16 protein-coding genes and 1 pseudogene are annotated in these 13,086 nt (G+C 58.7%); 9 read left to right on the forward strand and 8 right to left on the reverse strand.

What is annotated here, in order from left to right:
- Nucleotide 1 precedes the first annotated feature (1 nt).
- The 4 genes from AC0L18_RS05545 to AC0L18_RS05560 all read left to right on the forward strand — a co-directional run bounded on the left by AC0L18_RS05545 (nucleotide 2) and on the right by AC0L18_RS05560 (nucleotide 2,655).
- Nucleotides 2-343 (forward strand): hypothetical protein, encoded by a 342-nt coding sequence (locus AC0L18_RS05545; protein WP_473491151.1) that lies wholly within the window; start codon nucleotides 2-4, stop codon nucleotides 341-343.
- Nucleotides 340-1,218 (forward strand): cytochrome c oxidase assembly protein, encoded by an 879-nt coding sequence (locus AC0L18_RS05550; RefSeq protein WP_473490960.1) that lies wholly within the window; start codon nucleotides 340-342, stop codon nucleotides 1,216-1,218. Before AC0L18_RS05545 ends, AC0L18_RS05550 begins: the two co-directional genes overlap by 4 nt.
- On the forward strand, nucleotides 1,199-1,609 hold the full coding sequence (locus tag AC0L18_RS05555) for a c-type cytochrome (protein WP_473490961.1): 411 nt from the start codon (nucleotides 1,199-1,201) through the stop codon (nucleotides 1,607-1,609). Before AC0L18_RS05550 ends, AC0L18_RS05555 begins: the two co-directional genes overlap by 20 nt.
- Nucleotides 1,610-2,418: 809 nt before the next feature.
- Nucleotides 2,419-2,655, forward strand: a complete 237-nt coding sequence (locus AC0L18_RS05560; RefSeq protein WP_473490962.1) for a hypothetical protein — start codon at nucleotides 2,419-2,421, stop codon at nucleotides 2,653-2,655.
- A gap of 102 nt (nucleotides 2,656-2,757) precedes the next feature.
- Here AC0L18_RS05560 and AC0L18_RS05565 read toward each other — a convergent pair whose 3' ends face one another.
- Together AC0L18_RS05565 and AC0L18_RS05570 are read right to left on the reverse strand one after the other, a co-directional pair.
- On the reverse strand, nucleotides 2,758-3,051 hold the full coding sequence (locus AC0L18_RS05565) for a hypothetical protein (RefSeq protein ID WP_473490963.1): 294 nt from the start codon (nucleotides 3,049-3,051) through the stop codon (nucleotides 2,758-2,760).
- 136 nt (nucleotides 3,052-3,187) lie between these two features.
- The gene (locus AC0L18_RS05570; protein WP_473490964.1) at nucleotides 3,188-3,430 is read right to left on the reverse strand and encodes a hypothetical protein; all 243 of its coding nucleotides are present in this window, start codon (nucleotides 3,428-3,430) and stop codon (nucleotides 3,188-3,190) included.
- A 137-nt stretch (nucleotides 3,431-3,567) separates the two neighbouring features.
- On the opposite strand from AC0L18_RS05570, the gene AC0L18_RS05575 reads away from it, so the two are divergent.
- The gene (locus AC0L18_RS05575) at nucleotides 3,568-3,741 is read left to right on the forward strand and encodes a hypothetical protein (RefSeq protein ID WP_473490965.1); all 174 of its coding nucleotides are present in this window, start codon (nucleotides 3,568-3,570) and stop codon (nucleotides 3,739-3,741) included.
- Nucleotides 3,742-4,905: 1,164 nt separating this feature from the next.
- Here the strand turns inward: AC0L18_RS05575 and AC0L18_RS05580 are convergent.
- On the reverse strand, nucleotides 4,906-5,127 hold the full coding sequence (locus tag AC0L18_RS05580) for a DUF768 domain-containing protein (protein ID WP_473490966.1): 222 nt from the start codon (nucleotides 5,125-5,127) through the stop codon (nucleotides 4,906-4,908).
- 773 nt (nucleotides 5,128-5,900) lie between these two features.
- Between AC0L18_RS05580 and AC0L18_RS05585 the strand changes: the two genes are divergently transcribed.
- Nucleotides 5,901-8,123: an alpha-glucosidase gene (locus tag AC0L18_RS05585; protein WP_473490967.1), complete on the forward strand. Its 2,223-nt coding sequence runs from the start codon at nucleotides 5,901-5,903 to the stop codon at nucleotides 8,121-8,123.
- Between the two features lie 125 nt (nucleotides 8,124-8,248).
- Here AC0L18_RS05585 and AC0L18_RS05590 read toward each other — a convergent pair whose 3' ends face one another.
- The gene (locus AC0L18_RS05590) at nucleotides 8,249-8,626 is read right to left on the reverse strand and encodes a hypothetical protein (protein WP_473490968.1); all 378 of its coding nucleotides are present in this window, start codon (nucleotides 8,624-8,626) and stop codon (nucleotides 8,249-8,251) included.
- A 321-nt stretch (nucleotides 8,627-8,947) separates the two neighbouring features.
- Between AC0L18_RS05590 and AC0L18_RS05595 the strand changes: the two genes are divergently transcribed.
- Nucleotides 8,948-9,187: a hypothetical protein gene (locus AC0L18_RS05595; protein ID WP_473490969.1), complete on the forward strand. Its 240-nt coding sequence runs from the start codon at nucleotides 8,948-8,950 to the stop codon at nucleotides 9,185-9,187.
- Here the strand turns inward: AC0L18_RS05595 and AC0L18_RS05600 are convergent.
- The 4 genes from AC0L18_RS05600 to AC0L18_RS05615 all read right to left on the reverse strand — a co-directional run bounded on the left by AC0L18_RS05600 (nucleotide 9,171) and on the right by AC0L18_RS05615 (nucleotide 11,335).
- Nucleotides 9,171-9,440 (reverse strand): hypothetical protein, encoded by a 270-nt coding sequence (locus AC0L18_RS05600; RefSeq protein WP_473490970.1) that lies wholly within the window; start codon nucleotides 9,438-9,440, stop codon nucleotides 9,171-9,173. The two genes, AC0L18_RS05595 and AC0L18_RS05600, sit on opposite strands and share 17 nt — an antisense overlap.
- Before the next feature lie 953 nt (nucleotides 9,441-10,393).
- A complete protein-coding gene (locus tag AC0L18_RS05605) occupies nucleotides 10,394-10,621 on the reverse strand; it encodes a WGxxGxxG family protein (RefSeq protein ID WP_473490971.1) in 228 nt (75 codons plus the stop codon).
- A 328-nt stretch (nucleotides 10,622-10,949) separates the two neighbouring features.
- Nucleotides 10,950-11,123: a hypothetical protein gene (locus tag AC0L18_RS05610; protein WP_473490972.1), complete on the reverse strand. Its 174-nt coding sequence runs from the start codon at nucleotides 11,121-11,123 to the stop codon at nucleotides 10,950-10,952.
- A gap of 2 nt (nucleotides 11,124-11,125) precedes the next feature.
- Nucleotides 11,126-11,335 (reverse strand): hypothetical protein, encoded by a 210-nt coding sequence (locus AC0L18_RS05615; protein WP_473490973.1) that lies wholly within the window; start codon nucleotides 11,333-11,335, stop codon nucleotides 11,126-11,128.
- A 68-nt stretch (nucleotides 11,336-11,403) separates the two neighbouring features.
- Between AC0L18_RS05615 and AC0L18_RS05620 the strand changes: the two genes are divergently transcribed.
- Together AC0L18_RS05620 and AC0L18_RS05625 are read left to right on the forward strand one after the other, a co-directional pair.
- Nucleotides 11,404-11,526 carry a sunset domain-containing protein gene (locus tag AC0L18_RS05620; protein WP_473491152.1) on the forward strand — a complete coding sequence of 41 codons (123 nt, stop codon included), beginning with the start codon at nucleotides 11,404-11,406 and terminating at the stop codon, nucleotides 11,524-11,526.
- Nucleotides 11,527-11,744: 218 nt separating this feature from the next.
- Nucleotides 11,745-12,409, forward strand: a pseudogene (locus AC0L18_RS05625) (peroxiredoxin-like family protein).
- Nucleotides 12,410-13,086 lie beyond the last annotated feature (677 nt).

The raw sequence follows: 13,086 nt of genomic DNA on the forward strand, positions 1-13,086 counted from the left end.
GATGCGCGCGCTTCAGTCAGGGACCTCATGGGGCGGTCTCTTGTCGGGGCCGTTGGCCTGGGCCGTGTCGACGCAACTGAACTACGCCGTTGTGGAATGGCAGTGCGCCCACCGGATTCCTGTCATACCCTTCATAGCACTGGTGCTTGCCGTAATGTCTCTGGTTGGCGGAGCGCTATCGTGGCGGGCGCGGCAACAGGGCGGGGCATCCTTCAAACCAGAGCGCACGCGCGACACTGAGGCGTTTGTCGCCAATCTGGGCATGCTGGTCGCTGTGCTGTTTGCGCTGGTCATAATCATGCAAGGCGCCGCCTCGCTCATTCTCGACGAGTGCCTGCGATGAGCTTTGATGCGCCCTTCTCGGCCTCGATCTGCTATGGCGGCACCGCCCCAGGATGGACGCTGGCGCTGCCGATCACGCTGCCGTTGGCGACCATCGCATTGTTCTATGCGGCAGGCTCCGTTCGACTGTGGCGTAGGAGCCGGCGCAGCCGCCCGTTGCGATTGCGACAGGCCCTGCTGTTCGCTGCCGGCTGGGCCGTATTGGTGTCTGCGCTCGTCAGCCCGCTTCATGCTTTGGCTGAGCGCATGTTCACCGCACATATGATCGAGCACGAGTTGCTGATGGCGGTCGCAGCGCCTCTGCTGGTCGCTTCCCGTCCGGGGGCTGCAATGGTGTGGGCACTGCCGATCTGGCTACGGCACACGCTTGGCGCAGCCGGGCACGCGAAAATGCTTCGGGCCGTCTGGGCCTCGACCAGCAGTCCCATCGCCGCCACCATCCTGCACGCCATCGCGATTTGGGCGTGGCACGTGCCGGCGCTGTTCGAGGCTGCGCTCAAACACAGTTTCCTCCATTATGCCCAGCATGCCAGCTTCTTCGGCACCGGCGTCTTGTTCTGGTGGGCGATGCGGCCGCGCCCAGGCCATGAACAAGCCTATGGCAGCGCAGTTTTGCACCTCTTCTTCACCTCGCTGCACACCGGTCTGCTCGGTGTGCTGCTCCTGGTCTCGACGAGACTTTGGTACCCCGAAAATGCCGCCGGCGCGAAACTGTGGCACCTCAGTCCGCTCGAAGACCAGCAACTCGCCGGCCTGGTAATGTGGGTTCCGGCCGGCCTGATCTACGGCGGAGCTGCCTTGTTGTTGGCGGGCTTGTGGATCCGCTCGAGCGGACAGAGAAGCCGGGAGGCGTCGCTTGCATTCCAACCTGTCTAGGCTGATTTTCGCCACGAGCACCGTTGTTGCACTTGCAATTTTAGCGGCGCTGACATGGTGGTCGCAACGCACCGACAGGGTCGAACGGGAAGCGAACAATGCAACCGGTGGCATCGCTGCCCGTGCCATACCGATCATGATGGCCAATGGTTGCGCCGGTTGCCATACGATCACCGGCGTCCCCGGCGCACATGGGCTGGTTGGCCCGAGCCTGGACGCCACCCTGGCCACCAAGGTCTATGTCGGCGGGCTTTTGCCCAACAATCCGGAGAACCTGATCCGCTGGATTCGCGCCGCCAGACAGATCGTTCCACATACGGCAATGCCTTCGACCGGCCTTTCGGAGCAGGAGGCTCGCGACGTCGCGGCCTATTTGTATGCGCTCAGATGAAGCTGAAAGCTTGTCGCCTACCGGCGGTCCTGAAACAGGAAGTCGACCTCGCGCGGATCTTCTCTGCAAAGCAGATTGAGGCCTTGTTCGCCGATCCATCAGGGCCAGCAGCTTCGACGGCTGCATGAACAGGCCGGACAGAAGACTGCACCCGAAGTTCTTGCTCGTCCCACACGCCGGCCATGTAGTTTGCGATGTTCCGAGATGCGAGCGCTCCACGTTGGTTGTCAGATTGAGCCCCGACCTTCAGCCGATCGAACACGCGGCCCAACAACGCCAACTCAAAGGGAGGAACACAACACCCGCTCTCTCAGCTTGCTGATGGGTCGGCATTATAAGCCCCCTTCGCCCAGTGATTTTGTCCCTCAGGCGATCGTCGATTGCATGCTGGAGGCCGGCTGGGCGCGTGGGGAGATCATGCGCTCCCTACGCCGGCTGATCGCCGCCGAAGACATGACGCAAAAGGAATCGCCAAGGTCGAGGCGCAGATTGCGTTAGCACGCGCCAAGATGCGCACCGCCGGCCTTGACGGTAGCCAAGCCGGCGCCAGATGGGACGGATGAAGCGGATCAGGACCGACAACATCGGGACCGGCTGCAAAGGCAAGCCGCACGCTAGCCCCGCAGACGATGAATCGGAACACTTCATCTACTGGTCTGCCTGCAGGCGTTCGATGCGCGCGATGGCAAGTGTTCCATCATGCCAAGCCGCTACATCAGCCGCTTAATTGGGCAACTCGCAGGAGCGCGCGCCTCCAAACTCCGCAACATGGCACATGGCTGAATCGCTAGCTTGCTAGGGAGAGGCATATGGGTTTAGCTTTTACGGGCGAAGATGGAACCACTGAGCGGTTCGAGCTGTGGCTTGAAGCCTTTGATGGAACAGAGCGTGTCCTGGTAGTGACATCGACCGAAGCGATCGAAGACTTCGGCTTGGATGCCGTCCGTGAAATGGCATCTAAAAAATACGATGAAGGGCAGTTGGACGAGATCGGCCGCGTTAGAGTTCTGACTAGCGACCTGCAAGGTAGTAGCCCGCCACCGTGAGGCAGCGGGGCTTGTTCCATGGCGAGGCTGACCAAGAAGGAAAATCAGCTCCCTCAGGGAGCTGCCGCCTCTAAGTTAAATGAAAGAAGCAAACTCAAGGCGCTATAGAAAATACCTGCCAGCGAGGGCGTACCATGCCAAGCCCAACATTGAGAGCACATACAGAACCAGGAACGGCACCACGGACGGAACCACAGACGGATGGCTGTCGAGGGCGGCGTCAGCTTCTTCCCATTCCTCAACCAGATTGCGATCCCGCCTGGCCTCCGTGACCGCCAAACCGTCCGGCCCAATTTTACCTTCGGTCTCTCTCGAAATTCTTTTCTTGATATCGGCTAGGATCACTGGATCCTCGGGCAGGTTTGCCCGGAAACCACTCAGGAAGTTTGTCGCCATCGTTCTTGTCCATGGCGCCAACAATGTTCTCTGCCTCACTTATGTTCCAAGCTTCTAATGTAAATTTTGACCAAGACCCGACCCCAACGGCGCGGGAAGGGAAAGGGCGGCTGTCGGGGAGCGACACAATCAACCGTCAACCAGCCACCCAGACCAGCAGTGCGACGCCGATGGCGTAGGGTACCAGAACAAGCGCCAGCGCGACCCAAAAGCCTGGATCTGCCAAAACGGCCATTTCGCTGAGAAGTTGCTTCATGCCGGCGAAACGCACACCCGCGCCTGATGTTCCGTGCGGGCAATAAAGCCCGCGCCCCATGAGGAAAGGACGCGGGCCGATCGGTGCATCGCCGATCTGCAGCCCATCGTTGGGAGGGAACAAGATTGCTGCACTGCCCGAACTTTCATCTCAAGCATGTGTTCCAGAGAAAGCGAAAAATGCCTGGAAAGTGGAGCCATTGATCGCAACAAAACCCTCCCGCCGGCGTTCCGGTTCAATCCAAGTGCAAAAGGCTCACCATGGGCGAAGAAAAGTCCGAGCGCGACCAAATGACGGATTTCCAGGCGCAGTTCCTCGCCAAGGAAGCCGGAATAACTGAAGCTCAAGCGCGCGAACTGATCGAGTTGATCGGCACCGATCGTGCATCACTACTTCGGGAAGCTGGCTGGATTGTGCGTCTCCAACCAGGATAACCTGCGCTACACACGCGGAGCAGCAGCGAGCCCGTGACCGAACGTCAGAATGACCTAGGCGGCACGTACAGGCAGATCGTAATGTCAGGGTTGCCAGATGGGAATTCACGATGCCGGCCTCCCGTTACTTTTTGGGCATGGCACCAATGAAAACGCATGTCGTGCGACTGACGCACCCTGCCGTCGGCGTAAGGCAGCAATTCGCCTGACGGCACCTTGAAGCCCTCGCTTGTTTCCCGAACGGCACCGTCTGCCATCGGCTCGCAATGCTGGTCATGGCAGCACTGTTTTTCGTACCAGTCATCATGTGCCGATGCCAAAGGAATTCCGAAAGCGCAGGCTGCGGCGATGCTAGCGCCTAACCCGAATGCGCAGCCGCGCCCCCTAAATGGCCAGATCATGAATTACATTAGGCTTATCTGATAGCGATGCCAGGCAGAAAGACTGTCGGACAGACACAGGCCGCATAAGCCACGCCGCAAAGCTGGACTCTGCTCCGCAATGGACGCATTCTCTCTTCGGGGAGAGCGGGCGTGGGCAAAGGCCACCGTTATCAAGGCGCCAATCAGGCTGACAGCTGGCGAAAGCGCGCCGGCAGAAGAATGCCGTCACGACGGCTGCCGCGACCGCTCTTAGGGCTGATCTTCCTCGGTGTCGGCACGCTTGCCGCCGCAGTCACCCAATTCGCGATCCAGCACCGCCGGCCAACAGAACACCTCTGGGCTCCAAAGCACGATAACAAACTGGACAGAACCATTGCCCGGCCCCATGAAAGGCCGCGCCTCCGTGCTCGATGGCGACACAGTAGAGATTGCAGGCCAAAGGATTCGTTTCAATCAGCCCCACGCGGCGAGGCTCCACCCGCACGGCCAACCGCGTCTACATCGAGCGGGAGCTCGAGTTCGCGCGGCTGAAGCTATGATCTGCTAGAGTATCAAGATGGCATCCCGCACCCTACCCTCCAACGCCAGCGGGTTTGGGCGTGGTTGAATTACTCTTCTTCGTGCTCGTCTATCTCTTTGGCTTCATCCCATCGAAGCAGCCATGCATAGCGCTGCGGCTTCCATGGTGGATATGGGCACGCTGAGCGCGGCATGCCTAGGCAATAGGCGTCGAGGCCTTCGTCTCGAGGGTCGGTCTGATGCTCTGATTGCATGACCATAATCAGCTAGCTACACCGGCGTCATGATGAACGATCGCGTCCAGGATCGTCTCATAGGCGCTGCCGGTATCTTCCTCTATCTCCGTGGTGCTGATTCCGAGGGCCTTGGCGTCGGCGAATAGTTTTTGGGCCAATTCGCTAACCGAGATAATATCCGCCCCCACCGCCTCGGGCACGGTGTTCGCAAGCCATTGATGAAGAAAGTTTGTTCCGCGTGTGCTCATGGGCCAGATAAGTCGCACCGGATCAATTCGGTTCCATCAGCGCTCGGCCATGTTAGCTCTCATCCCAGAAATCCTGCAGCGAGGCGTTCCGGAGGTTTGCCTCGCCCCTGAGGTGTTTCACGCGTTTTTGTGGATGTTCATCCGGTCCCTCCTTGGACTCTGAAGCTTCGACAACCTCAGCATCCTCGCTTCGGACCGGATGGACAACCTATTGAAAGCTCACAACTAGCTCACCGCCCCAGCGGCAGTTTGGAAACCGAGACAAGCTCGTCCTCATTGGTGATACCAGCCAAGTAGTTGGCAAGGATCCACATGTGCCCATCGTGATCATCGAGGCCGACAGAGCCGCGCCCAGCCGCGCGCCGGGCCGACAACACCGCACGGAGGCGCAACGAAGCGGTCTGTCCGCATCCATCGTGGCGCTTCCTCGCGGCAGTCGCACCATCGCCGACACCGGTCGCAAATCGAAATCCCCATAGCCCACCGCCCGTGGCCCGCGGGTTCCTTCCTCGGGGACTTTCGTACGCCTGCCGGCGCCCGAAACTCTTCACGAAAACGGAATGTCAGTTCCTGGCTCCAGATCTCGACAACCGGACATTGTCTAACACGAGGGTTCCGAAGCAAACGCGTATATCGAAGCACGCTGCGAGCGCTTTTTCGCCAGTTCAGTTTGTATTCTGCGGTGATATTGTAGAGCCGGCAATGGCTCATGGCCGTCCTTTGCCGGCGCCTGTAATGGGCGGTCATTCGCCTACCACATGAGGCAACGAGCGATGGATATGAAGCGCAGAGATCTGTTTGCCATTGGGCTTGCAGTCGTAGCAGTGCCCGCAATGTCAAGACAAGGCGCAGCAGCAACTCCTGGTGCGACAACTTATCCGGTCGGCGATTTCATGTTATCCCACACCAAAAATCGACTGAGCGTTTCGCATAAAAAAAACTTGGATCGCGTGATCTGGGCAACGCCATCGAATGGCGATTTCCTCGCGGCGCAGGAAGCGTTTGTACAGACAAAGGAATTTGGGTCCCCGGAGGGAACGTTCGAAATCAGCGACACGATAGCTGCACGCTACGATTCGCCGACCATCGACAATATTGAAGTCAATGGCAACAGAGCCACCGTTTCAGGAAGTCTTACCGGCGAAGCAGGCAAGGTTGCCTATGCGTTCGCATTCGAAGCACTTTCAGAAACGCATCTACGCTTCGTGATCAAATTTTTCGGAGCTCAGGCGCCTTCGCTCAATCGAATTTTGCTTACTGTCGATTCCGCCAAGGACGAAGCTATTTTCGGCTGCGGTTCGCAACTCACCCATTTCAACCAGAAGGGCAAGCTTATCCCGATCCTTGTTGAAGAGCATGGTATCGGACGGGGCAAGCCGATCGTGACGGAACTGGTCGATATTTTAGATCGAAATAGCGGGGGTAACCCTTATCATACAGGCAATCCCGCGCCCTATATCATGACAAGCCGGGTTCGCTCCATGTTCCTGGAGAATTACGAATATAGCGCTTTCGACATGCGAAAGGCTGATGCGATCGAAATCAAGCTGTGGTCGAACATTATGACCGGTCGCATCCTCTACGGCGAAACCCCGGTCGACTTGCTCGGAGCCTACACCGAATACACCGGTCGCATGCGTAAGTTGCCGGACTGGGTGCACAACGGTGTCATTCTTGGCATCATGGGTGGCACAGAGAAGGTTCGGGAACGTCTGGCTCGCACAAGGGACGCGGGCGTTCCCGTTGCAGGTCTTTGGTTGCAAGATTGGGAGGGTACTCACCCAACCAGTGCCGGAACCCAGCTCTGGTGGAATTGGTTTTTCGACAGCAGCTATTACCCTCATTGGCAGCAGCTGGTCGACGACATTGGGAAGAACGGCGGCAAGATACTGATCTACATCAATCCGTTTCTCGCCACGGTTCCCGGGCACGATCAGCTGTACCAGGAAGCAAAGACCAAGGGCTATCTTGTCCAGCGCGCTGACGGATCACCATACCTCATCCAAAACGCCAATTTCCAAGTTGGCATGATCGATTTGAGCAATCCCGACGCAAGATCCTGGATCAAAGGCGTAATGAAATTGAATATGGTGCCCCTGAATGTCGGGGGATGGATGCTTGACTTCGGCGAAGCATTGCCGCTTGACGCCAAACTCTATGACGGTGCTGATCCATGGGTCTGGCACAACAAATATCCGGAAGAATGGCAGCGCCTAAGCCGCGAAGTGATCGACGAAACAGGTCACGGCGATGGGATGGTCTTCTTTGCCCGGTCTGGCTTTACGCAGAGCCCCGGAATCTCCACGCTGTTCTGGCTTGGTGATCAATTGATGAGTTGGGATGAGTATGACGGCATCAAGACCGCCGTCGTCGGTATCCTGTCCGGAGGCATTTCCGGATTTAGTCTGATGCATAGCGATGTCGGCGGTTACGTGCTCCTCAAGATCGACATCGCCGGAACGGAAATCCCCGTCATCAATCGCACGGCCGAGTTGATGATGCGTTGGATGGAGCTTAACGCGTTCACAGCAGTTATGCGTACTCAAGAAGGGATCGTTCCCGAACTCGCGGTCCAGGCCGACAGCAACCCGGAGATGCTGGCTCATCTTAGCCGTTTTGGACGGATCTACCAAGCGCTCGCTCCCTATCGCAAGGCACTCGAAGTCGACGCAAATACCCGGGGTCTGCCGCTTGTCCGGCATCTGTTCCTTCACTATCCGGACGACGCCAACACGCATGATATTCGCTATCAGTTCCTTTTGGGCGAAGACCTCATGGTCGCGCCGGTTCTCGACAAGGGTGCCGATGAGGTCGACGCTTATTTTCCTCAGGGCAGCGCGTGGATTGATGCGTGGACCGGCAGCGACATAGCGTATTCAGGAGAATGGGCGCGTATGCCTGCGCCTCTGGGTAAACCGGCTTTGTTCATACGCAAAGGTTCGGCAAATGCGGCGGCTCTTGAGGGCTATCTAAAAGGCGCTGCTTCCGCGAACTGATTTCACTGTGATTGGTGCCCGGCGGAAATCGCGTTTAACCCAGCAGCTATCAAGTGTGTGTCTGCTTTGGGCGAGTGGACGCGACTGCAGGAATGACTGCCACCGGGGCGCGTTACGGTGGCTATTCAGTGCGGAGATCGCGGCATTGCGGGCAATAAGACTGAATCGGTGATGTCTCGCCCCCTGTTGCGACGCGCCCGCTCCACAGCGTCGTTAAATCCGGAAAGGAGATCTGTCAGGGACGGATCAGGAGGAACCTGAATACCGATCTCCGCGAGAGCGGCCTGGAAATCTGGGTCCTTGGCTGCCTGCGGAATTTTGAGCAGGAGCCAGAACCCTTCAACGAAAGCAGGGTCCTTCACCGCTTCCGCAAGTGACCTGTCGGCCGCTCGCTCCACGGCCTGGGCAATACAAGCGATGCGGGAGTCGCTTTCGTCGAGGAGCGCTACGACTTCTTTCCACTTCTTTGTGGTGGGCAGGTTCCCGAGACGAATATGACCCATGTCTGATCTGCGATCTTTGTATTCAAGCGCACTATGGGCTTAGGTCGACTGTCTGAAAAAGGTACCTTGCCGGCGTGGTTAAGGCTTACTTGCCGGAGGTCATGCAGTTTTCGCTTTCCTGCGCGTTGATCACTTCTTCTTCGAGCCGTCTCTTTGATTTCCGGCCCCCGTGGCCGACCAGGCAGGGCATGAGGGCATTGTGTCGAAGCGTCTCGGTAGTCGATATCGCAGCGGCCCGACGTCGAACTGGCTGAAGAACGGTCGACGAGTTCGAATTGATGGGAGTCGAGCGCGAGCCTTGGCAAGGCAGCCTTCGCCCTTTTGGCTGAGCCAGGCACCGGGAAGTATGTCGGTTCGGCGTTCATCACCCTGGGCCGCGACATGAAGGAGAGGCTGTTGAAGCGGGTTCGAGAGCACGCTGGACCGCCGCCGGAGGGCATGAAGAAACGGCCGGCGACGCAGTGGGTCGGGCCCGGCGTGAAGCTGCGGGTCAAGCATCTCCGTGGCGATCACAGCCTCATACGCCATGCTTCACTGCTGGGTTTCAGTGACGAGGAGTAGCCACGTCTGGGCGTTCGGTTAGCCGCTCGACAATCTCAATAATCGCCTTGGCCAGGGCTTCGCCCTCGTGGACGGGTTCAGGCCCGTAGAGCAGCAGGACGGCTTCCTCGCTCGGCAGAACGCCGGCGGGACACGTCATTTCAATAGCCATGCGAACTAGCTGTAGACCGGCCCGTTCACCGCGATCGTTAGGAGCATTCTCCCTAATGCGCTCGCAGAGCTTCTCGGAAAAATCCCGTTCCGGCGTGCCCATTTGATCCTCCTGGCTGCGCGATCGTATCAAGCGCAACGTGGGCCAAGCGGATTTGTTTCTCCGATCCTGTGCCTAGAACGCCTTTCCTGCGCGCATCATGGCAAGCCACACAGTGAGTGAAGTCGGGCATCAAGGCCCGTAGCTCAGAGCGTTCACCGGGGCACTGCGGTGATCCGCGACCGCGGGCGATCTAGTAACAGTGCGGCCAGCCTTCACGAACTTTTCCTCGAGAAACGCCAGGCTCTGCGCAACGCAAGCGCGGCTGTTGTATCGCCGTAGCGTCAACCCGCTGAAGTCCTGCGGTGCCTTCTCAGCCGAGTGATCGCCGACTTGTCGACCGTAATTGCCCCGCCGCAGTCAATCCGCACAGTGAGTTTATTCGCTCCGCGATCTATGCGGGTGACGTCCCCAACAAGAACCACTCGGTCTCCGGCCCGGGCTTTGGGCGGCGGATCAATCGAATACGGATGGTCATATGATGGAATGCTCACTTTGGCGCGGCCGCTAGGGAGAATCGTGATAACGGTACTTGGCAGCGCAACCTCATCGCCGACCTCAAATTCCCGAGGCATGTTAACGTGGAGCATGGCCTTCCTCCCAATGCTTCCAAATTAATGCCTGGCAACCGGGTTGGTTGCTTGCAATCCGCTTCGTACGGTTCCGCACAGTTCCAAGCTTGAATGAGCCCTCCCATTGGCCCGGGATCGAAGTTGTGTGCGTCAACTTAGGCCGTATGATTTGCAAGGGTCCGGGACGCGAGAGCCTCACGTAGATGTTCCGAGTCGCCCTCCCTCTTGAGCCGAAGCCCGCCGCACATTTCGCCTCGCGGGCGAGACGACTCAGCGTAAGAAGTAGTCGCACGTGAGGTGCTCAGCATCTCACATCTGAGGCAGAGCGCTACATAGGGGCGGCGAGGATGGCGGAGCGGCGGTCGGCGCTCCCGCCGTATCTCATTACCTGACGTTCGTCCGACCGAGAGTGTCGTCCCGCCTCCTGCGGCCTGTTAGACCTGCCAGACCCAGTAGGCCGATAAGGCCCAACCAACCCCAGTCGAAGTCGTCGCGAGCGTCATCGGCTGCGGCAGGCGGTGTAGGTGTTGGCGTCTCTTGCGAAAGGGCAGGTACTGCTGTTGCAGTTAAGCTGATAGCCAGCATGAGGGCTAATAGAGATTTCGTGAGCATCGCAGTCTCCTGTTGTTCGAGGTGTGATCTAACAGGCGGACACGACCTTTGTTCCCGCGAGTGCACTAACGGTGACCCGCGCAACCAAAATCAGGCGCCTCATCGGACGCTGATATCAGCGACCGTGCTGAAGAGCGCGTCCCTGCCATAGCGCCTGATGAGGGCCGGCGCCTTGACCTCGCATGGTGCGAGCAATTTCTGCACCAGGCCCGTAACATGTGCCATTTGCGGAGATCGCTCAGCGATACGTCCAGCCCGGCATGTATGCTGCCCTCTACGATGGTCTGCGGCGGCACTGTCGGCTCGCCGGGCGTGATGATCTTTTCCATCACATGCCGCTGTTGTAGTGGATCAGGAGCAGGCCGGGTCGACGCCGGATGGCGGTTTGCCAGGCCGCTTGGCTGACAAATGAGTCCGGCGATCGACAGATGGTCTCGATCAGCGTCTTCTCCTCCCGATCCCAAACTTCGATCCGGAAATTGTCTTCCCCCGTGTTTGCCATGGCTAGGGTCGGGCCTTGTGCCAGCCGCGAGAAAAGCCATTCGAGACTGCTGCCCGCGACAAGGCAAGTTCGCGCTCAAGTTCGACATTTTTGACGAGCACGTTCAGCAGGGCAATCACGGCATCGCCACCTGCCGCAGCTATGGCGTCCTGAGCAAACAGTTCCAATTCGGACATATCTTCGCCGGCCGGCTCGTTTTGGCGCTTTTTCATGGCCCTTTTCCTGGTCGATCCAGTCAGAAGTAAGGAACATATTCCTCGCCAGTCAAACCGGCGACAAGATCTATCACGTCCCCGGTCAGGAGTATTATGCGGAAACCCGCATCAGCCCTTCGAAGGGCGAGCGCTGGTTTCGCAGCGATGCCGAGGCGCGCGCGGCCGGCTGGCGTAAGGCAAGGCGATAACGTCAAACGATACCAATGCCATAGAGATGGCTCGAGGCGCGAAAATGACCGGAAATCAAGCTCGGAAAGTGGCGACACTAAGGTAGCGCGCCAACGCCGCCCAGTTCTGTGCTACATTGCAATTTCAACACGCACAGGAAGTGTGTGCCGAACACGGGCTGGAGCCGGAACTGCCGCCGTGCTTCCGTTAGTGGATTGACCCGCGAGGAGGATCAAGCATGTCTGACCGCACCGACGTAGGCCCTCTGCATCTGGGCGAAACGGCGCCCAATTTCGTCCTCGACGCGATTACCCGCGAGGGCACAATCGCTATCGACGATTTCCGTGGCGAGAAACCAGTGCTGGTTGAGGTCTCCATTGTCCTTTTTGCAGGCGTCATATCGCGACGATTTCGCAGCTCACCCCAGCCCTCAACGAGAAGGGCATCGAAAGCCTGACAGTGGTCAACACGCCCATCGAGCGGGCGCGCCTCTATCTGCGGTACCACCCGATGCTCGGCCTGCTCGCGGCATCCGATCCGGAGCGGACTTCACATCGCGCCTTTGGATTGCCGAATATGCAGATCACCGAAGACGAGAGCGCATGGCCGCAAAAGGTTTCGATGAGCGATGCGAAGTCGATGCGGGTCGACTTGCCGGGCGAGATGCCGGAGCCGATGGACCCGTTTGCGGCGCTCGAGTATCTGAACAAGAAGGACAGCTACGATATCACGGAAGCGGATCAACAGATGATGGCCACCGGCATGGGGCAGCTCGTCGGCCAGTTCCTGCTCGACCGCGACGGTGTCGTTCGCTGGACCTCCACCGAGGTTCTCGATGGCGGCCTGTTCGGCGCTCCGAATATGCAGGAGCTAATGTCGGCAGCGTCGCACGTTGGTCAGTAGCGGCGCAGTTGCGGACATCGGCTGCACGGATAGCAGGTGTTATGCAAACCGATAGTTCGAACCGGGGTCGACGCGCTCGGCGCGAAGCATTTCACCCACTCGTCGATGCTGATTTGCTAATCGGTGGTGGGTGTCCGGTATGGCTTCCTGCGGCGAGCAGGATGGCGACTAGTTCCCATTTAATCCGATAGATCATCGATCGTCTGCCGACATATCCGCGTCATTGCCTGGACCACCGCCAAGGCTGCCAATGTGCGTTTGGTCCTGCCTCCGTTGCGATAGTTGCCGTTCCACTTGCCCCCAGGTGCGCCACCGCCCGCACCGTGCATGCGACAGACTGCGCTGCCCCTCACCGCTGGCGATCGACACTGGCAACCCGTCCGCTTCGACCGAGCATGACACCGAGGCGCTAGGTTCTTGAGGTTGACGTTATTTTTTCCGTCACCCTGCCCCCGGTCTTCCTCGCCCCTTAAATGCTTCACATTGGCGGCGAAGGTGTTCCGGTCGATCGCGCTGCCATTATGCATTTTTGCCGATCAAACGGCCAAAGGCGCTGATGGATTGCGCGGCGGTCGAGCCGTATACTTTGTGTTATCGAGAGCAGCGGTGTGAAAATCTGATGGGCGGGCATCTGCCCGCTCCAGACTATGGTGCGGCCAGCCCCGCTGCGATCGGCA

It is taken from the genome of Mesorhizobium sp. WSM4819 (assembly GCF_055811215.1).